Genomic DNA, 17,157 nt, shown 5'->3' on the forward strand with positions numbered 1-17,157 from the left:
GCATGTTCCCCCATCGCATCTCCATCATCACCGGCCACTACGGCACCGGCAAAACGGAGCTGGCGGTGAACCTGGCCCTGGCTCTGGCCGCCGAAGGCAGTCAGGTGATGCTGGCGGACCTGGACATCGTCAACCCCTACTTCCGCTCCCGGGAGCGGCGGCCTCTGCTGGAGCAGGCCGGCGTGCGGGTGATCTCCTCCTCTCAGGAGTGCTCGGACGCCGATGTGCCCGCCCTGCCGGCGGAGCTTCTGACCATTTTGGAAAACCAGGAAATCCGGGGCGTGCTGGATATCGGCGGCGACCCGGTGGGCGCCCGGGTGCTGGCCCGGTTCCAGCCCAAGATCGTTCTGGAGGATTACCAGCTGATCTGCGTCATCAACGCCAACCGGCCCGAGGTCCGCGCACCCGAGGACGCGGAGTCCTATCTGCGGGCCATCGAGGCCACGACCGGCCTTGCATGCACAGGTCTCGTGAACAATACCCACCTGTGCGGCGAGACCACACCGGAGCAGATCCGCAAGGGCGCGGCCCTGGCGGAGGAGGTCTCCCGCCGGACCGGCATTCCGGTGCTGTGCCATGTGGCGGAGGAGCGTTTCGTCCCTGAACTGTCGGACCTGCGGGAACCCGTGTTCCCCATCACCATAAAAATGAAAAAACCGTGGGAGCTCTGAGGCGGGAGGCCTCAGGGGAAAGGAGGAGTCACTGATATGACTGCAAAGGTAACGTTCAACTCCGATCGGTGCAAAGGATGCGAGCTGTGCACCACCGTGTGCCCCAAGCACATCGTGGCCATCGATCAGTCCGTCATCAACCGCAAGGGCTATCACCCTGCCCATGTGACGGACATCACGCAGTGCATCGCCTGCGCCAGCTGCGCGAAGATCTGCCCCGATTCCATCATCACCGTGGAAAAATTCTGAAGAAGGAGGTCGTCAACTGTGGAAAAGGAACTTTGGAAAGGCAATGAGGCCATCGCCGAGGCGGCAATCCGCGCCGGCTGTGACTGCTTCTTTGGTTACCCCATCACTCCCCAGAGCGAGGTCCCGGAGTATATGTCCGCTCACCTGCCCAAGGCCGGCGGCGTGTTCGTCCAGTCCGAGTCCGAGGTGGCCGCCATCAACATGGTGTACGGCGCTGCCGGCGCCGGCATGCGGGCCATGACCTCCTCCTCCTCTCCCGGCATCAGCCTCAAGCAGGAGGGCATCACCTACATCGCGGGCGCGGAGCTGCCCTGCGTCATCGTCAACTGCATGCGCGGCGGCCCGGGCCTGGGCACCATTCAGCCGGGCCAGGGCGACTACTACCAGGCCACCCGCGGCGGCGGCAACGGCGACTACCGGACCGTGGTCCTGGCCCCCTCCAACGTGCAGGAGACCGTGGACTTCGTCCAGGAGGCCTTTGACATCGCCGACCAGTACCGCAACCCCGTCATGATCGTCTGCGACGGTCTGATCGGCCAGATGATGGAGCCCATCGAGTGGCATCCCGTGCCCAAGCGGGACCTCAAGCCCAAGGACTGGGCCACCACCGGCCGCAAGGACCGGGATCACAACAACATCATCAACTCCCTGTACATGGATCCCGAGGAGTGCGACCGCCACAATGACCACCTGGCGGAAAAGTACGCCGAGATGGAAAAGAACGAGGTCCGCTGGACCACCACCGACTGCGAGGACGCCGAGGTCATCATCACGGCCTACGGCACCCCCGCCCGGATCGCTCTGACGGCCATTGAGGCCCTGCGCGCCGAGGGCCTGAAGGTGGGTCTGTTCCGCCCCGTCACGCTGTGGCCCTTCCCGGAGGAGCCCCTGCGCGAGCTGTCCAAGGCCGACCATGTGAAGGCCTTTGTGGATGTGGAGATGAGCTCCACCGGCCAGATGATCGACGACGTGCGCCTGTCCGTGGAGGGCCGGAAGCCCATCCACTACCTGGGCCATGCCGGCGGCGTGATGCCCACGGTGGAAGAGATGGTTGAAGCGGCCAAGAAGGCCTTGAAGGAGGTCAAGTGATATGGCGATTGTATATGAGAAGTCCCGGGGCCTGACGGATGTGGAGCTGCACTACTGCCCCGGCTGCAACCACGGCATCGTACATAAGCTGGTAGCCGAGTCCCTGGTGGAGCTGGGTCTGCTGGATGACGCCATCGGCGTGTGCCCCGTGGGCTGCTCCGTCTTTGCCTACAAGTATTTCAACTGCGATATGCAGGAGGCCGCCCACGGCCGCGCTCCGGCTGTGGCCACCGGCATCAAGCGCACCCATCCCCATCAGGCGGTGTTCACCTATCAGGGCGACGGCGACCTTGCCTCCATCGGCACCGCCGAGATCGTCCACGCCGCCATGCGCGGTGAGAAGTTCACCACCATCTTCATCAACAACGCCATTTACGGCATGACCGGCGGCCAGATGGCCCCCACCACCCTGATCGGCCAGCGGGCCACCACCTGCCAGACCGGCCGCACCAAGGAGCAGGCCGGCATGCCCATCCGCATGGCGGAGATGCTCTCCACCCTGGACGGCTGCGTCTACGCCGAGCGGGTGTGCGTCACCGACATCGCCAACATCAACAAGGCCAAGCGCGCCATCAAGAAGGCCTTTGAAAAGCAGATGCGGGGCGAGGGCTTCACCTTCATCGAAGTGCTCTCCACCTGCCCCACCAACTGGGGCATGACGCCTCTGAAGGCCGTGGACTGGCTGAAGGAGAACATGATCCCCTACTATCCCCTGGGTGTCATCAAAGACGTGGAGCCTGAGGCTGCGGAGGTGAAGTAAGATGAAAAAAGAGATCATCATTTCCGGTTTCGGCGGCCAGGGCGGCCTGGCCATCGGCAAGAACCTGGCGGAGGCCGGCATGGCCGAGGGCCTGAACGTCACCTGGGCCCCCTCCTACGGCCCTGAGATGCGGGGCGGCACCGCCAACTGCTCTGTGGTGCTCTCCGACAAGCCCGTGGGCTCCCCGGTCTTTGCCCATCCCACGGAGCTGATCGCCCTGAACGAGCCGTCCCTCGCCAAGTTCGAGGCCGGCGTGGTGCCCGGCGGCTCTGTCTTCGTCAACAGCGATGTGGTCACCGACAAGGTCTCCCGCTCTGATCTGACCGCCTACTACATCCCCTGCTCCAAGATCGCCGAGGAGGTCGGCAACGCCAAGGTCAGCAACATGGTGATGCTGGGTGCCTATGTGGCCGGCACCAAGATCCTCAAGCCCGAGACCATCGAGACCATGATCCAGGAGATGTTCGCCGGTCCCAAGGCCAAGTTCATTCCCCTGAACATCGAGGCCTTCCGCCGGGGCATGGCCTGCGTGGGCTGAACACCCAAAATCCCTTTCCGGCGGAGCCGGTCCCAAGCGGCCGGCTCCGCCGCTCCCCCGTGGGCGGTGGTTCATTCTGTGCATTTTACCCATTGACTTTCCCTCCCCATCAGCGTATAAAGGAATTAATCCATTTGGCGAATACGTCAAGATGCGATGAACGGGACATACCGCGAAGATCCGCCCTCCCAAGAGATCTGCCGGTTTGGTGCGAGGCAGCGGGGACGCCTTCGCCGGCCTCACCCGGGAGCTGTGGGCGGAACCTTATTCTGAAAGCAGTACGCCGAACCGGCTGCCCTCCGATATCGGGGCGCACGAGTGGCCGCCTTATCGGGCGGCAACGAGAGTGGTACCACGGAAGTTTGACTTTCGCCTCTCCTGCGTATGCGGGATTGCGCGGAGGTCTTTTTTGTCATACGGGAAAACTTCAAAATCCAATTTAATCCAATTTAGAGAAGGAGCGTATCGAGATGCTGGATATCAAGATCACCAAGACCACGACGCCCAAGGCCAAGCCCACCGACGAGAGCAAGCTGGGGTTCGGCAAAGTTTTCACCGATCACATGTTCATCATGAACTATGACGAGGGCCAGGGCTGGCATGATGCCCGGATCGTCCCCTATGCCCCCATCGCCCTGGATCCCTCCGCCGTGGTGTTCCACTATGCTCAGGAGTGCTTCGAGGGTATGAAGGCCTATCGCACCGCTGAGGGCAAGATCCAGCTGTTCCGCCCGGACTGCAACGCCCGCCGCATGAACAACACCCAGGACCGCCTGTGCATCCCCGAGATCCCCGTGGAGGACTTCGTTCAGGCCGTGAAGGCCATTGTGGAAGTGGAGAAGGACTGGGTCCCCCACTCTGAGGGCGCCTCTTTGTACATCCGTCCCTTCACCATCGCCACCATGGCCCAGCTGGGCGTCCACGCCTCCACCAGCTACCAGTTCATCATCATCTGCTCTCCCTCCGGCGCCTACTACGCCGCGGGCCTGGCTCCCATCAAGATCTACGTGGAGGACACCTATGTCCGCGCCTGCCCGGGCGGCACCGGCTTCACCAAGTGCGGCGGCAACTACGCCGTGAGCCTGCTGGCCGGCCACAAGGCTGAGGAGAAGGGTTACAGCCAGGTGCTGTGGCTGGACAGCCAGGAGCGCAAGTATGTGGAAGAGGTCGGCGCCATGAACATCTTCTTCAAGATCGACGGCAAGATCTACACCGCCGCCGCTCTGGATACCGACGGCACCGTCCTGCCCGGCGTCACCCGCCGCTCCATCATCGAGCTGGTGAAGGACTGGGGCTACGAGGTCATCGAGGGCAAGCTGGCCATCGACACCATCATGTCCGCCGCCAAGGAGGGCAAGCTGGAGGAGGTCTTTGGCTCCGGCACCGCCGCCGTGGTCTCCCCCGTCAAGCAGCTGGACTACGAGGACCAGAGCGCCTTCATCAACAACGGCGAGATCGGCCCCCTGACCCAGAAGCTGTACGACACCATGACCGGCATCCAGTGGGGCAAGCTGCCCGACACCAAGGGCTGGATCGTCCCCGTCTGCAACGCCTGAGTATCCGCCATAGCAAAGCGCCCGCCTCTTTCGAGGCGGGCGCTTCATTCTATCATTCGTGACCTTTTTTGTCCTTCGCTTCCCCGGCGGCGCGGCCGCTGCCTGCTGCGGAAGCGCCCTGGCGAATCCACCGGCGGCGCCGGGCGGCGGTGGTAAGGCGGCTGACCGAGGACACCAGGGAGCACCCCACGGCAATGGCGCCGGCACTGGCGGCGGTCTCCATACCGTGGCGGACAAACAGGGACAGATCCCCGTTGATCAGTGCCTCCATGGTGTAGTAGATGCCGCCGCCGGGCACCAGGGGGATGATGCCGATGATGAGGAATACCGTGGCGGGGGTCTTGTACAGCCGGGCAAAGATCTCCGACAGTGCCGCGGCGGCGATGGTGGCCAGCAGGTAGCGGTTCACGTCGGTGAGACCCGGCAGACTCAGATACACCAGCCAGGCCACCGCCCCGGTGGCGGCGGCGCTGACGATATACCACCACCGGCGCAGCTCAAAAATAAAGCAGAAGGCGCCGCAGCCCAGAAAGGCGTACAGGCAGGGCAGGAACCATTCCATATCCGTCCCTCCCTCACAGCGCCCAGCCCGCCAGAAAGCGGGTCAGGGTAATGGCCATGGCCACGCCCACGGTAATGGCCATGCCCACGATCAGCACCTCGGCCAGGCGGGTCAGGGCCGTGAGGAAGTCCCCGGCCAGCACGTCCCGCATGACGTTGGTGATGGCGATGCCCGGCACCAGCAGCATGATGGTGCCGATGATCATTTTGTCCGTATTGACCGGCACCCCGGCCCAGGACAGCACCAGCGGCTCCAGGGCCGAGAGCATGGCCGCGGCCAGATTGGAGAAAAACTCATTGGCGTGGAGGCGGCGCATATACACCAGCACCACCCGCACCACCAGTCCGCAGGGAAAGGCGGCCGCCGCGTCCAAGAGGTCCCCGCCCCAGAAAAGGGTGAACAGCGAGGCCACCAGGCCGTAGGCCAGAAAACCTATCTGCACGGAATAGACCGGCTCTTCCAGGATCTGCTCCATGCGGCGGCGGCACTCCTCCACCGGAGGGGGCTCCCGGCAGATGTCCCGGCACAGGGCGTTGAGGTTGCTGAGCCGGCGCAGATTGTTGCTGACCGTCTTGATGCGGATGGACTTGGTGTAGTTCCGCTCCCCCTCCTGGATATTCAGAATGATGCAGGAGGGGATGGCGAACACCTCCGTATCCGTGCGGCCGTAGGCCGCCAGCAGGTGGTGAATGGACTCCTCAACCCGGTAGATCTCCGCCCCGTTCTGCAGCAGCTGCCGTCCCATTTCACAGCTGAAATTCAACAGCGTTTCCGTCTCCACGCCGTGTCCTCCGTTTCCCCCTCAGCTCTTGCCCTGGATCTGGGCGCCGCACTTGGGGCAGGTAATGATGATCTTGCCCTTCCCGGCAGGCACCCGGCAGATGGCGCCGCAGCCCTTGCAGGTGAAGTACTTGTGATCCTTGTCGGCATGGCGGGCCTTGGCGGCGCCGCGGCTGCTCTTCATCTTCCACAGCCAGTTCACAAACCGCTGGTTCTCCGCGCGGCGCTTGCCCAGGTTCTTGGAGAATACCCGGAACAGTGCATACACCCACGCCGCCATGGACAGCCAGTACAAAATGGTCCCCAGCAGCGGCAGCCGCCGGGAGAGGACCATGGTCAGGATATCCAGAATCAGGCAGGTCCATACCACCGTCAGCCCCAGCTGATCGATACCGTTGCGGCCATACATGAACCGGATCAGTCCGGCTCTGAGCTTTTGAAAAAATCCCATGGGACGCGCTCCTTTATCCGCCGGTACAGCGCACCGGGCGGCTTATTTTTTCCCTTATTTTACTCGCAATCAGCAAAATACACAACCATTTCCCAGTTAAATTTACAAAAAGGTCATTTATTTGCGGCAGTGGAAGTGCTATACTGGGCCTGTTGTGAAAAATGAAACGCAAGGAGTGGTTTTCCATGGCAAAAAAGCAATTCAAGGCGGAGTCCAAGCGTCTGCTGGACCTGATGATCAACTCCATCTATACCCACAAGGAGATCTTCCTGCGGGAGATCATCTCCAACGCCAGCGACGCCTGCGATAAGCTGTGCTACCAGGCGCTGACCGATGACGCCGTGGGCATGGGCCGCAAGGACTTCAAAATCGAGATCCGGGCGGACAAGGACAGCCGGACCCTCACCGTCAGTGACAACGGCATCGGCATGGACAAGGAGGACCTGGAGAACAACCTGGGCGTCATCGCCTCCTCCGGCTCCTACAAGTTCAAGCAGGAGGTGGGGGACGACGCCAAGGACACCGACGTGATCGGCCAGTTCGGCGTGGGCTTCTACTCCGCCTTCATGGTGGCGGACAAGATCACCGTGGTGACGAAGAAGTACGGCGCGGAGAGCGCGTACACCTGGACCTCCTCCGGCGCCGACGGCTACACCGTCACCGAGGGCGGCCGGGAGGGCGTCGGCACCGACATCATCATGCACATCAAGCCCGACACCGACGACGAGAAGTACAGCGAGTTCCTGGAGTCCTGGAGACTGCAGGAGCTGGTGCGCAAGTACTCCGACTATATCCGCTTCCCCATCCGGATGGAGGTCTCCAAGACCCGCCGGAAGGAGGGCAGCCCCGACGACAAGCCGGAATATGAGACCTACCAGGAGGAGGAGACCCTCAACTCCATGGTGCCCATCTGGCAGCGGCGCAAGTCCAGCGTGAAGCCGGAGGAGTACAACAAGTTCTACCGGGACAAGTTCCACGACTACACCGACCCCCAGAAGGTCATCGCCGTCTCCGCCGAGGGCGCCGTCACCTACAAGGCGCTGCTGTTCATTCCCGGCGCCGCCCCCTTTGACTTCTACACCAAGGAGTATGAGAAGGGCCTCCAGCTCTATTCCAACGGCGTGCTCATCATGGACAAGTGTGCGGACCTGCTGCCGGATCACTTCCGCTTCGTCCGGGGCGTGGTGGACTCCCCCGACCTGTCCCTGAACATCTCCCGGGAGCTGCTGCAGCACGACCGGCAGCTGAAGGTCATCGCCGCCAACCTGGAGAAGAAGATCAAGAGCGAGCTTGGAAAGCTCCTCAAGGACGACCGGGAGGGCTACGAGAAATTCTGGAAGAACTTCGGCCGTCAGCTCAAGTACGGCGCGGTCAGCGAGTACGGCGCCCACAAGGACCTGCTCTCCGACCTGCTGCTGTTCTACTCCTCCAGGTCGAAAAAGCCCGTCACTCTGGCTGAGTACGTCTCCCGGATGAAGGAGGGCCAAAAGTTCATCTACTACGCCGCCGGCGAGTCCCTGGAGAAGATCGATCGTCTCCCCCAGACCGAGGGCCTGCGGGAGAGCGGCACGGAGATCCTGTATTTCACCGAGGAGGTGGACGAGTTCTGTGCCCAGATCCTCCACGCGTATCAGGACAAGGAGTTCCGCTCCGTGCTGGACCAGGAGATCGCCGAGGGCGACGAGAAGAAGGCCCAGGAGGCCGCGGACGCCCACAAGTCCGCCTTCGATTTCGTGAAGGAGACCCTGGGCGACAAGGTCAAGGAGGTCCGGGCCTCCGCCCGCCTCAAGTCTCACCCAGTGTGCCTCACCGCCGGGGAGGGCCTCTCCTTCGAGATGGAGAAGTACTTCCAGGCGGTCCAGCCGGACAGCGGCATCCACGCCGACCGGATCCTGGAGCTGAACGTGGAGCACCCGGCCTTCGCCGCCCTGGAGACCGCCGTGGCGGCGGACCCGGAGAAGGCGAAGCAGTACGCCCAGCTGCTGTACAGCCAGGCGCTGCTGATCGCGGGTCTTCCCCTGGAGGACCCCGCCGGCTACACGGACCTGGTGTGCGGGCTGATGAAATAAGCAGACAAACGACGAGCGGGACCGCAGCGCGGTCCCGCTCGTTTTGTGTTCTCAGATGATCTCCAGCCGCTCCAGCAGCCGCTGGTAGTGCTTGTACAGGGCGGAGAACCGGCCCCGGGCGGTCTTGTGCCAGGGCTTGCGCTTGCCGCAGAAGTGCAGCACCGCCGTGTGGTCCATGACCCAGTCCATGTCCATCTCCCCCTGGCTGGCCAGTTGGTAGCGGTCAAAGCGCCGGGCGTCGTAATTCCACAGGCTCTCCTCCACCGGATACAGCTCCGAGCCGTACAGGCCGTTGAGGATGTCCTGGTCCGGCAGGATCAACGTGTCGGCGTGGTCCCGGGCGTAGGCGAAGATCTCCGCCGGGTCCATCCGCCGCCGCATGGCGGCCAGGTCCATGACCAGCACGCCGGAGTTGAAGTAGCCCTCCGCCTCCGGGGTGTCCAGCCGCAGCCGGTTCACCCGGCTGGATAGGTCCGTCAGTCCCCGGTGGATGGAGGCCGCCATGAGCTTGCCCTCCAGGTCCGTGTCGTACAGGGGCCGCAGGGCGTTGATGACCAGGATGTCCGGATCCAGGTACAGCACCCGGTCCACACCGGCGGGCAGCAGCTGGGCCGCCAGCAGCCGGTAGTACATGGCCCGGGAGTAGTACCGCACCACCGGCGCGGCGGCAAACAGGTCCTCCGGCACGCTCACCGGGCACAGCCGCCCGTGGGGCGCGCAGATCCTCTCCAGCTCCGCCCAGTCCCCCTCCGTCAGGCCGTCGCCCACCAGATAGATCGAAAAGGTCTCGCCGGGATTGTTGAGGAACAGGGATCCCAGCATCACCCGCAGGGGCGGGAGATAGTTGCGGTCCAACGTCACCAGAATGTTCATAGCTCCTCCTTTGTCACGCTTCCAGGGCCGCATCCCGGTAGTACACCGTCAGCAGGTCCACCACGGTGCCGTAGGACCGGATACCGTCGGCCTCGCCGTAGGCCCTGAGCACCGTGTCGTAGACCTTTTGCCCGGCAGCGGCCGCCGCGCCCTTGTATTGTGCCCAATAGGCGTTGTTGTCAGCAAGATCCGCCAGCACTGCCTCCGGCAGGCTGTCCCGGACGGCCCGCCAGGCCTCCCGGTCCGCGGCGTACAGGGCGTTGCCCAGGTGGATGTAGCCCATGAGCCAGCCGGAGTAGGCGTAGACCGGGTCGCCGCAGGTGGTGGACGCCAGCACCGCCAGGAAGTTGCACTCCTGCTCCGAGGCGATGCTGCGCTGATGGGCCAGCTCGTGGGCCACCGTGGCCGGCAGCAGGCAGGCCGGGGCGTCCACGTTGAGGTTGGTCTCCCCGGTGAAGGGGCAGTAGACGCCGGTGAAATTCATGGCGCTCATGAATTTCGAGTAGAACATGGCCTTGGGGGGCTGGCTCTCGAATTCCAGGAAGGGAAACAGCGCCTCCGCCCCGTCGTAGACCATGGCATAGTCCGCCAGGATGTCCTCCGTGGAGACAGCGAAGAGGCCCTTCCCGTCCCGGGGCACGGCGTCCGCCGTCTCGATCAGGCGGTCGGCGAACCACGCCGTCACCGCCGTCAGCTCCTCCAGAGATACCGCCTCCCCGTGAATGCCGGAGCGGTCCTGGAAGCTGTCGGTCCAGTAGTTGACGCCCCACAGCAGGCAGAAGGCCAGATACACCGTCAAGGCGGTACAGGCGGCGCCCAGGGCCGCGCCGTAGGCCCGGCGGCCACGGTGCCCCCTGGTCCGGACCACGGAGATCACGCTCCAGAGGATGTACCCGATGGCCACCTCCGCCGCCAGGGTGTAGAGCACCTCCATGACGGAAAAGGGCACCGCCCCCCACAGCCGCCCCAGGGCGGTCTTGAGGGGGGTGGTGACGTGGTCTGCCAGGGCGTTCATCCACGCTTTTTGGTGCCGGGCCAGCAGGAATGCCGCCAGCAGCGCCAGGTCCGCCAGCAGCCACAGATGCCGCTTTTGATAGGCTTGAAAGAATCGTCTCATAGGCTCACTCCGCCGCGGCCAGCAGCTGCCGGGTGTAGTCCTGCTGCGGATGGTCGAAGATCTCGTCCACGGTCCCCTGCTCCACCACCCGGCCGTCCTTCATGACCAGCACCCGGTCGCAGAGCTGATAGACCACACCCAGATCGTGGGAGATAAAGAGGTAGCTGAGCTCCAGCTCGTCCCGCAGATTCTTCAGCAGCTTCAGGATCTGGGCCTGGATGGTCACGTCCAGGGCGCTGACCGGCTCGTCGGCGATGAGGAACTTGGGCCGCTGGATCAGGGCCGTGGCGATGGACACCCGCTGGCGCTGGCCGCCGGAGAGCTCCGAGGGCCGGGCCGCCAGGCACTCCTCCGGCAGCTCCACCCGCTCCAGCATATCCCGGACCCGGCGCTGCCGCTCGGCCCGGTCGTACTTGCCGTAGATCCGCAGGGGCTCCTCCAGGATCCACGCCACCGTGTAGGCGGGGTTCAGGGAGCTGTACGGGTCCTGAAAGATCATCTGGGGCCGCTTGGTGTAGTGGATCACCTCACCGGACTCCGGCTGCACCATGCCCAGGATGGTCCGGGCCAGAGTGGACTTACCGGTGCCGGACTCGCCCACCAGCCCCAGGATCTCCCCGTAGCGCACGTCGAAGGTCACGTCGTGGAGGACCTCCTGATAGGGGCCCTTGCGCCGCTGGAACACGCCGCCGTCCCGGTAGCCGCTGGTGACGTGCCGGACGGAGAGGGCCAATTTTTCCTCGCTCATGGGGCGTCCTCCTTCCGGTGCCGGGTGGGGATGGCGGCGATGAGCCGCTTGGTGTAGTCGTGCCGGGGGTGGAAAAAGACCTGGTCGATGTCCCCTTCCTCCACCAGCACGCCCCGCTGCATCACCGCCACCCGGGTGCACAGCTTGCGCACCACATTGAGGTTGTGGGAGATGAAGAGCATGGACATGCCGCTCTCCCGGTTGAGCTTTTTCAAAAGCGCCAGGATCTGGGCCTGGATGGTCACGTCCAGGGCGGTGGTGGGCTCGTCCAGCAGCAGCAGTCCCGGCCGGGCCACGATGGCCGCGGCGATCATGGCCCGCTGGCACATGCCGCCGGAGAGCTGAAAGGGATAGCTCTCATAGACCGTCTCCGGGTCCGGCAGCTCCACCGCCGCCAGGGCCTCCAGCGCCCGGTCCCGCCGGGCCTGGGGCGTGAGATCCGTGTGGATCAGCAGGACCTCCTCTACCTGGTGGCCCACCTTCATCAGGGGGTCCATGTAGGTCTGGGGCTCCTGGAACACCACACCGATGGATTTTCCCTGGACTTTGCGCAGCAGCGCGCGGTCCGCGTGGAGCAGCTCCACGCCGTCCAGGTACACGCTGCCGCTGTAATCGCACTGCTTCCGGGGCAGCAGTCCCGCTACGCTCATGGCGGTGACGGACTTGCCGGAGCCGGACTCGCCCACGAGCCCCAGGATCTCCCCGTCCGCGATGGAGAGGGACACCCCGGCCACGGCCTCCCGGGCGCGGTTGTGGAACTTCACATGGAGGTTTTCAATGGTCAGCATCTCAATCCTCCTCCCCGCCCCGGCGCAGTCCCTCGCCGATGAGGCCCACGCTGAATACCATCACCACGATGGCAAGGCCGGTGCTCACGGCGTACCAGGGGGCGGCGCCCATCATGCTCTGGGCCTCGGAGAGCATATAGCCCAGGGAGGCGTCCGGCGGGGTGACGCCGATGCCGAGAAAGCTCATGGAGGCCTCCGCCAGCACCGCGTTGTTGAAGCCGATGGTGACGGCGGGCAGCAGCACGGAGAGGGTATTGGGCAGGATGTGGACCGCCAGGATGCGGCCGCTGCCGGCGCCCATGAGCCGGGCGCTTTTCACATAGTTCACGTCCCGCAGGCCGGCGAAGGCCGTGCGGGTGACCCGGGCGAAGCTGGGGATGAACACCAGCCCCAGCGCCAGGATGACGTTGTACTTGTTGCCCGGGCCCAGCAGGGAGATCACCACCAGGGCCAGCAGGATGCTGGGGAAGGCGGTGAGGGTGTCGCCCAGGCGCATGAGGATCTCGTCGGCGATGCCGCCAAAGTAGCCGGTCAGAGCCCCGATGGCCGTGCCGCACACGGCGCCGATGGCCACGGTAGCCGCGCCAATGGCGAAGGTGGTGCCGGCGCCCTTCATGATCCGGCTGAGAATGTCCCGGCCGAAGTTGTCGGTGCCCAGCAGGTGCTGCCAGGAGGGCGGGTCGAACTTGGGCCCCACGGAGATGGCAGTGGGATCGTAGGGCGTCCAGAAAAAGCCCACCAGGATCACCAGCCCCATGGCCGCCGCCAGGATGGCGCCGGCCCAGAGATAGCCGTTGCCCCGTCTCATAGGTCACCTCCCAGCCGCAGGCGCGGATCGATCCGCTGGTTGATGAGGTCCGCGGCGGTACCGGAGAGCACCACCCAGAAGGCCAAAATCACCACGATGGCCTGGACCACCGGATAGTCCCGGTTGGAGATGGACGCCACCAGCATCCGCCCCAGGCCCGGCAGGGCAAACACCTGCTCCACCACGATGCTGCCGGCCACGATCTCGGCCATGGTCTGGGCCAGGAAGGTGACCACCGGCACCAGGGCGTTTTTCAGCACATGCCGGCGCAGCACGCCCCGGCGGTCGTTGCCCCGGGAGATGGCGGTGCGGACATAGGCCTTGCCCATCTCGGCCTGGATGGTGCTGCGCAGCATCCGCACCGTCATGGCGATGCGGGGGATGGCCAGGGACACGGCGGGGAACACCAGATACCCCAAGGACCCCCACAGGTCCGTGTCCAGACCCGGGAACTGGCCGTGGGTAAAGACATGGAGCACGGTGCTGAACACCCACGTCAGCAAAATGCCGGTGAAAAAGGGCGGCACCGCCATGCACAGCTGGTTGACGGTGGTGCGCCCGGCCTCCCGGACGCCGCCGGCGCTGCGGGCCGACCACACCCCCAGGGGCACGGACACCGCCACGATCAGCACGAAGCTCAAAAGGCTCAGGGTCAGCGTCAGCACCACCTTGGAGGCGATCAGCTCCCACACGGGCTGAAAATAGCTGTAAGAGGTGCCCAGGTCTCCGGTGAAAAAGCCCAGCAGCCACTCCCCGTAGCGGATCAGCAGGGGCCGGTCCAGCCCCAGCTGGGCCCGCAGGGCGGCCACGTTCTCCTCGGTGGCCTGGGTACCCAGCATGGCGGTGGCAGGGTCGCCGGAAATCAGATCAAAGGCCACGAACGCCAAAAGGGAGACGATGACCATGGTCAGAAGCAGCATGGCGATCCGCCGCAGAGCATACTTCATCGTCCTCGTCCCCCTCTCGGGCCGGCGGCATAAAATCGGCCGCCTCTCATATTACTGGGCGTAGCGGACCGTGGACAGGTCCAGCACGTAAATGGGATAGAACTGCAGCCCCTCCAGCCCCGTCCGCAGGGCCACCAGGTCCGCCAGGTCCTGAATGTAGACGTTGGCGGCATGCTCGGTCAGGTTGCGCTCCATCTGCTTGTACAGCGCCGTCTGCTCGGCGTCGTCGTAGCAGGCGATGGCCTGCTGGAACAGGGCGTCGTAGTCGGCGTTGTTGTAGTTGATGAAATTCCGGTCATAGTCGGAGGTGAACCGCTCCAGCAGCGCCCGGGCGGTCATGTTGGAGGCGTCCACGCCCACCACGGTGGACTGGAACTGCCGTCCGGTGTACACGTCGGCCACCCAGCTCTCCCACTCGATGGGCTCAATGGTGGCGTTGATGCCCACGGCCTTGAGCTGCTCCACCAGCACCGTGGCGGTGTCCCTGTGGGGCTGGTAGTTGGAGGGCACGGTGATGGTCATGTCGAAGCCATTGGGATAGCCGGCCTGGGCCAGCAGCTCCACGGCCTTGTCGGGGTCGTAGGTATAGTAATCGGTGAGGCTGTCGTCAAAATACTTGGCAAAGGCCGGATACATGCTGGAACCGATCAGGGCGCCGTACCCGTCGAAGGCCAGGTCCAGGATCTGCTGGCGGTCCACGGCATAGCACAGGGCCTGGCGCACCAGCTCGTTGTCAAAGGGCGCCACGGCGTTGTTGAGGTACAGGGCCTGGACCAGGTTCATGGTACCCTCCAGGATCTGGAACTCATCGCCCAGCTGGGCGGTCTGGGTGCTGGTCAGGTGGGCGCACAGGTCGATGGCCCCGCTCTGGAGGCTCATGAGCAGGCTGTCGGCGTTTTCGATGATCTTGAAGGTCACCGTGTCCAGATAGGCGGGGGTGCCCCAGTACCCGTCGAACTTCTCCAGGACCACGGAGTCCTGCGCGGTGCGGGAGACGAACCGGAAGGGGCCGGTGCCCACGGGGGCGGTGTCCTGCTGATCGTAGTCCGCCGGGATGACGGCGGTGGTCAGGTAGGACACGAACTCGTTGCTGGGCTCGGTCAGGGTGATGACCACGGTCTTTTCATCCGCAGCCGTCACAGAATCGATGATGGCAAACCCGTCCACCGGCACGATGTCGGCCTCCTGGGGGTCGATGCACCGCTCCAGGGAATACACGACGTCGTCAGCGTCCACGGTGTCGCCGTTGTGGAACTTGACGCCCTCCCGGATGGTGAAAGTATAGACGGTCTCGTCGTCGGAAATGGTATAGTTCTCCGCCACAGCCGGGATCAGGCCTCCCTCCGGCGTGGGCTTCATCAGGCCCTCGAACACATTGAACATGACTTCCCGGGTCCCCGCCTTCACGGTCTTGTGAGGGTCGAGGCTGCTGTCCAGGTCCTGGGCAATGCCAACGGTGATGGCGTTGGCCGCCGCGCCCTCCTCCGGCGTCTCCTCTGTGCTGCCGCCTCCGCATCCGGTGAGTACGGCGCCCAGGAGACTGACCAGAAGAAGAAGCGACAAGGTTCTCTTCTTCATGATATGCTCCTTTGCAATCACTGCCCGTTCTCGGGTCAGTGTTGAGCGGAAACTGTCCGCCCGGCAGAATTGATGAGGCTGGAAGAACAGCCCTGCGGAAAGGTTTGTTATTTTCGTAACCAACTCTTCCGCAAGGCTGTATTGTACACGATAGGTCCCCTGATTGCAAGGGGTTTTCCGAAAATCACGGCTGCTTTCCGTCCGGTTTTTCCTCCCGCTCCTCCGGTTTTCCGACGACACCGCTGTACGCCTCGGTCTCCACCGGCATCTCCCGGCGGCGCAGCCGCGTCTCCACGATGAAGTTGACCAGGCTCAGCAGGCACGCGCACACCGGCACGCCGAAGAACATCCCCGCCACGCCGAAGAAGCTGCCGCCCACCAAAATGGCGATGATGACCCACAGGCTGGAGATGCCGGTCTTGTCCCCCAGGATCAGCGGGCCGATGACGTTGCCGTCCAGCTGCTGGAGGGCCAGCACGAACAGGGCGAAGTACACCGCCTGGAGCGGCGAAACCAGCAAAATCAGGAAGATGCTGGGGATGGCGCCCAGGAAGGGGCCGAAGAAGGGGATCACATTGGTGACGCCCACGATGACCGACACCAGGGGCGTGTAGGGAAAGCCGAAGATGCTGCAGCAGATGAAGCACAAAATGCCGATGATGAGGGAGTCCAGCAGCTTCCCCCGGACAAAGCCGGAGAAGATCTCGTCCACCTTCTTCACGGCCCGGAGCACCCATCCGGCGTTGGCCCCGGAAAACAGGCCGCACACGATCTTCCGGGCGCTGGCGGCGCAGCGCTCCTTGGTGGCCAGCAGATAGACCGACACCATGATGCCCACCAGCAGGTCCAGCAGGAAGTTCAGCGCGCTGACAATGCCGCCGGAGAGGGCCGTCATCAACGTGGTGGCCTGGGGCAGCACCTCCCGGGTCAGCCAGGTCTGGATATCCTTATAATAAATGTTCAGCTGCTCCGTAACCCAGGACTCCACCTGAGGGTTGGACTCCAGCAGCCGCTCCACCCAGCCCCGGACCGTGAGATAGTACGACTCCGCGCTGGAGATCAGCTGCACCACGCTCTTGTACAGCTCCGGCAGCAGGAACGAGGCCAGCAGATACCCGGCAGCGCACACGATGATCCACGTCATCAGCAGGCTCACCGCCCGCACCCGGCGGGACGACAGCTTCCCCTGCCGGCGGATGCGGCTCAGATGGCTCTGGAACAGCTTCCGCTCAAAAAAATTCACCACCGGCGCCAGCAGGTAAGCGATCAGCGCACCCAGAAACACCGGCTGGAGGGCCTTGATGAACTGCCGTCCGAAGATGACGGCGGCCCGGCTGCCGAACAGCGTGTCATAAAACAGCAAAATGGCGCAGACGGTGAGAAACACCGTCAGTCCCATCCGCACATAACTGCTCTTCCGGCTCATGGCTCCTCCTTCTCCTCCGCTTTGGCGGAGTGCGTTCGACACTATTTTCATTCTACACACCCCCCATGGGAATTGCAATCCTCATTTTACCGTGATATACTGTCTCTTACACGATTTTAACGAATCACTTTTGCTTTTTTCGCGCGG

At 63.9% G+C, this 17,157-nt stretch carries 18 protein-coding genes; 7 read left to right on the forward strand and 11 right to left on the reverse strand.

What is annotated here, in order from left to right; genetic code table 11:
• The first annotated feature begins 2 nt into the window (after positions 1-2).
• The 6 genes from KFE19_08965 to KFE19_08990 all read left to right on the forward strand — a co-directional run bounded on the left by KFE19_08965 (position 3) and on the right by KFE19_08990 (position 4,863).
• Positions 3-671, forward strand: a complete 669-nt coding sequence (locus tag KFE19_08965) for a hypothetical protein (protein ID QUO39578.1) — start codon at positions 3-5, stop codon at positions 669-671.
• 36 nt (positions 672-707) lie between these two features.
• On the forward strand, positions 708-920 hold the full coding sequence (locus tag KFE19_08970; GenBank protein QUO36569.1) for a 4Fe-4S dicluster domain-containing protein: 213 nt from the start codon (positions 708-710) through the stop codon (positions 918-920).
• Between the two features lie 18 nt (positions 921-938).
• Positions 939-2,009, forward strand: a complete 1,071-nt coding sequence (locus KFE19_08975; protein ID QUO36570.1) for a 3-methyl-2-oxobutanoate dehydrogenase subunit VorB — start codon at positions 939-941, stop codon at positions 2,007-2,009.
• Position 2,010: 1 nt separating this feature from the next.
• Positions 2,011-2,769 carry a 2-oxoglutarate oxidoreductase gene (locus KFE19_08980; GenBank protein QUO36571.1) on the forward strand — a complete coding sequence of 253 codons (759 nt, stop codon included), beginning with the start codon at positions 2,011-2,013 and terminating at the stop codon, positions 2,767-2,769.
• Between the two features lies 1 nt (position 2,770).
• Positions 2,771-3,307, forward strand: a complete 537-nt coding sequence (locus tag KFE19_08985; GenBank protein ID QUO36572.1) for a 2-oxoacid:acceptor oxidoreductase family protein — start codon at positions 2,771-2,773, stop codon at positions 3,305-3,307.
• A 470-nt stretch (positions 3,308-3,777) separates the two neighbouring features.
• Entirely contained in the window at positions 3,778-4,863 is a 1,086-nt protein-coding gene (locus KFE19_08990) for a branched-chain amino acid aminotransferase (protein ID QUO36573.1), read from the forward strand.
• Positions 4,864-4,915: 52 nt separating this feature from the next.
• Here KFE19_08990 and KFE19_08995 read toward each other — a convergent pair whose 3' ends face one another.
• The 3 genes from KFE19_08995 to KFE19_09005 are packed head-to-tail and all read right to left on the reverse strand — an operon-like array spanning position 4,916 to position 6,656.
• Complete coding sequence (locus tag KFE19_08995; GenBank protein ID QUO36574.1) at positions 4,916-5,425, reverse strand: threonine/serine exporter family protein; 510 nt, start codon at positions 5,423-5,425, stop codon at positions 4,916-4,918.
• A 13-nt stretch (positions 5,426-5,438) separates the two neighbouring features.
• A complete protein-coding gene (locus KFE19_09000) occupies positions 5,439-6,206 on the reverse strand; it encodes a threonine/serine exporter family protein (protein QUO36575.1) in 768 nt (255 codons plus the stop codon).
• A gap of 21 nt (positions 6,207-6,227) precedes the next feature.
• Entirely contained in the window at positions 6,228-6,656 is a 429-nt protein-coding gene (locus tag KFE19_09005) for a hypothetical protein (GenBank protein QUO36576.1), read from the reverse strand.
• A gap of 185 nt (positions 6,657-6,841) precedes the next feature.
• On the opposite strand from KFE19_09005, the gene htpG reads away from it, so the two are divergent.
• Positions 6,842-8,725, forward strand: coding sequence for a molecular chaperone HtpG (gene htpG / locus KFE19_09010; GenBank protein ID QUO36577.1), 1,884 nt, complete (start codon positions 6,842-6,844; stop codon positions 8,723-8,725).
• Positions 8,726-8,776: 51 nt separating this feature from the next.
• Here the strand turns inward: htpG and KFE19_09015 are convergent, their stop codons facing one another.
• The 8 genes from KFE19_09015 to KFE19_09050 all read right to left on the reverse strand — a co-directional run bounded on the left by KFE19_09015 (position 8,777) and on the right by KFE19_09050 (position 17,010).
• A complete protein-coding gene (locus KFE19_09015) occupies positions 8,777-9,598 on the reverse strand; it encodes a glycosyltransferase family 8 protein (protein ID QUO36578.1) in 822 nt (273 codons plus the stop codon).
• 13 nt (positions 9,599-9,611) lie between these two features.
• A complete protein-coding gene (locus KFE19_09020) occupies positions 9,612-10,715 on the reverse strand; it encodes a DUF3810 domain-containing protein (GenBank protein ID QUO36579.1) in 1,104 nt (367 codons plus the stop codon).
• A gap of 4 nt (positions 10,716-10,719) precedes the next feature.
• Complete coding sequence (locus tag KFE19_09025) at positions 10,720-11,463, reverse strand: ABC transporter ATP-binding protein (GenBank protein ID QUO36580.1); 744 nt, start codon at positions 11,461-11,463, stop codon at positions 10,720-10,722.
• The gene (locus tag KFE19_09030) at positions 11,460-12,251 is read right to left on the reverse strand and encodes an ABC transporter ATP-binding protein (protein ID QUO36581.1); all 792 of its coding nucleotides are present in this window, start codon (positions 12,249-12,251) and stop codon (positions 11,460-11,462) included. The genes KFE19_09025 and KFE19_09030 overlap by 4 nt, the downstream gene beginning before the upstream one ends.
• Before the next feature lies 1 nt (position 12,252).
• On the reverse strand, positions 12,253-13,059 hold the full coding sequence (locus tag KFE19_09035; protein ID QUO36582.1) for an ABC transporter permease: 807 nt from the start codon (positions 13,057-13,059) through the stop codon (positions 12,253-12,255).
• Positions 13,056-14,006, reverse strand: a complete 951-nt coding sequence (locus KFE19_09040; GenBank protein QUO36583.1) for an ABC transporter permease — start codon at positions 14,004-14,006, stop codon at positions 13,056-13,058. The genes KFE19_09035 and KFE19_09040 overlap by 4 nt, the downstream gene beginning before the upstream one ends.
• A 51-nt stretch (positions 14,007-14,057) precedes the next feature.
• A complete protein-coding gene (locus tag KFE19_09045; GenBank protein ID QUO36584.1) occupies positions 14,058-15,584 on the reverse strand; it encodes an ABC transporter substrate-binding protein in 1,527 nt (508 codons plus the stop codon).
• A 184-nt stretch (positions 15,585-15,768) separates the two neighbouring features.
• Positions 15,769-17,010, reverse strand: coding sequence for an AI-2E family transporter (locus KFE19_09050; GenBank protein ID QUO36585.1), 1,242 nt, complete (start codon positions 17,008-17,010; stop codon positions 15,769-15,771).
• Positions 17,011-17,157: the final 147 nt, after the last annotated feature.

The organism is Dysosmobacter sp. Marseille-Q4140 (assembly GCA_018228705.1).
Lineage (GTDB): Bacteria > Bacillota > Clostridia > Oscillospirales > Oscillospiraceae > Oscillibacter.

Excerpts from the sequence above, each read along its gene's own strand:
- KFE19_08965 (QUO39578.1), top strand. The coding sequence starts at position 3 with ATGTTCCCCCATCGCATCTCCATCATCACCGGCCACTACGGCACCGGC.
- KFE19_08970 (QUO36569.1), top strand. The coding sequence starts at position 708 with ATGACTGCAAAGGTAACGTTCAACTCCGATCGGTGCAAAGGATGCGAG.
- KFE19_08980 (QUO36571.1), top strand. The coding sequence starts at position 2,011 with ATGGCGATTGTATATGAGAAGTCCCGGGGCCTGACGGATGTGGAGCTG.
- KFE19_08985 (QUO36572.1), top strand. The coding sequence starts at position 2,771 with ATGAAAAAAGAGATCATCATTTCCGGTTTCGGCGGCCAGGGCGGCCTG.
- KFE19_08990 (QUO36573.1), top strand. The coding sequence starts at position 3,778 with ATGCTGGATATCAAGATCACCAAGACCACGACGCCCAAGGCCAAGCCC.
- KFE19_08995 (QUO36574.1), bottom strand. The coding sequence starts at position 5,425 with ATGGAATGGTTCCTGCCCTGCCTGTACGCCTTTCTGGGCTGCGGCGCC.
- KFE19_09005 (QUO36576.1), bottom strand. The coding sequence starts at position 6,656 with ATGGGATTTTTTCAAAAGCTCAGAGCCGGACTGATCCGGTTCATGTAT.
- htpG (QUO36577.1), top strand. The coding sequence starts at position 6,842 with ATGGCAAAAAAGCAATTCAAGGCGGAGTCCAAGCGTCTGCTGGACCTG.
- KFE19_09015 (QUO36578.1), bottom strand. The coding sequence starts at position 9,598 with ATGAACATTCTGGTGACGTTGGACCGCAACTATCTCCCGCCCCTGCGG.
- KFE19_09020 (QUO36579.1), bottom strand. The coding sequence starts at position 10,715 with ATGAGACGATTCTTTCAAGCCTATCAAAAGCGGCATCTGTGGCTGCTG.
- KFE19_09025 (QUO36580.1), bottom strand. The coding sequence starts at position 11,463 with ATGAGCGAGGAAAAATTGGCCCTCTCCGTCCGGCACGTCACCAGCGGC.
- KFE19_09030 (QUO36581.1), bottom strand. The coding sequence starts at position 12,251 with ATGCTGACCATTGAAAACCTCCATGTGAAGTTCCACAACCGCGCCCGG.
- KFE19_09035 (QUO36582.1), bottom strand. The coding sequence starts at position 13,059 with ATGAGACGGGGCAACGGCTATCTCTGGGCCGGCGCCATCCTGGCGGCG.
- KFE19_09040 (QUO36583.1), bottom strand. The coding sequence starts at position 14,006 with ATGAAGTATGCTCTGCGGCGGATCGCCATGCTGCTTCTGACCATGGTC.
- KFE19_09045 (QUO36584.1), bottom strand. The coding sequence starts at position 15,584 with ATGAAGAAGAGAACCTTGTCGCTTCTTCTTCTGGTCAGTCTCCTGGGC.
- KFE19_09050 (QUO36585.1), bottom strand. The coding sequence starts at position 17,010 with ATGAGCCGGAAGAGCAGTTATGTGCGGATGGGACTGACGGTGTTTCTC.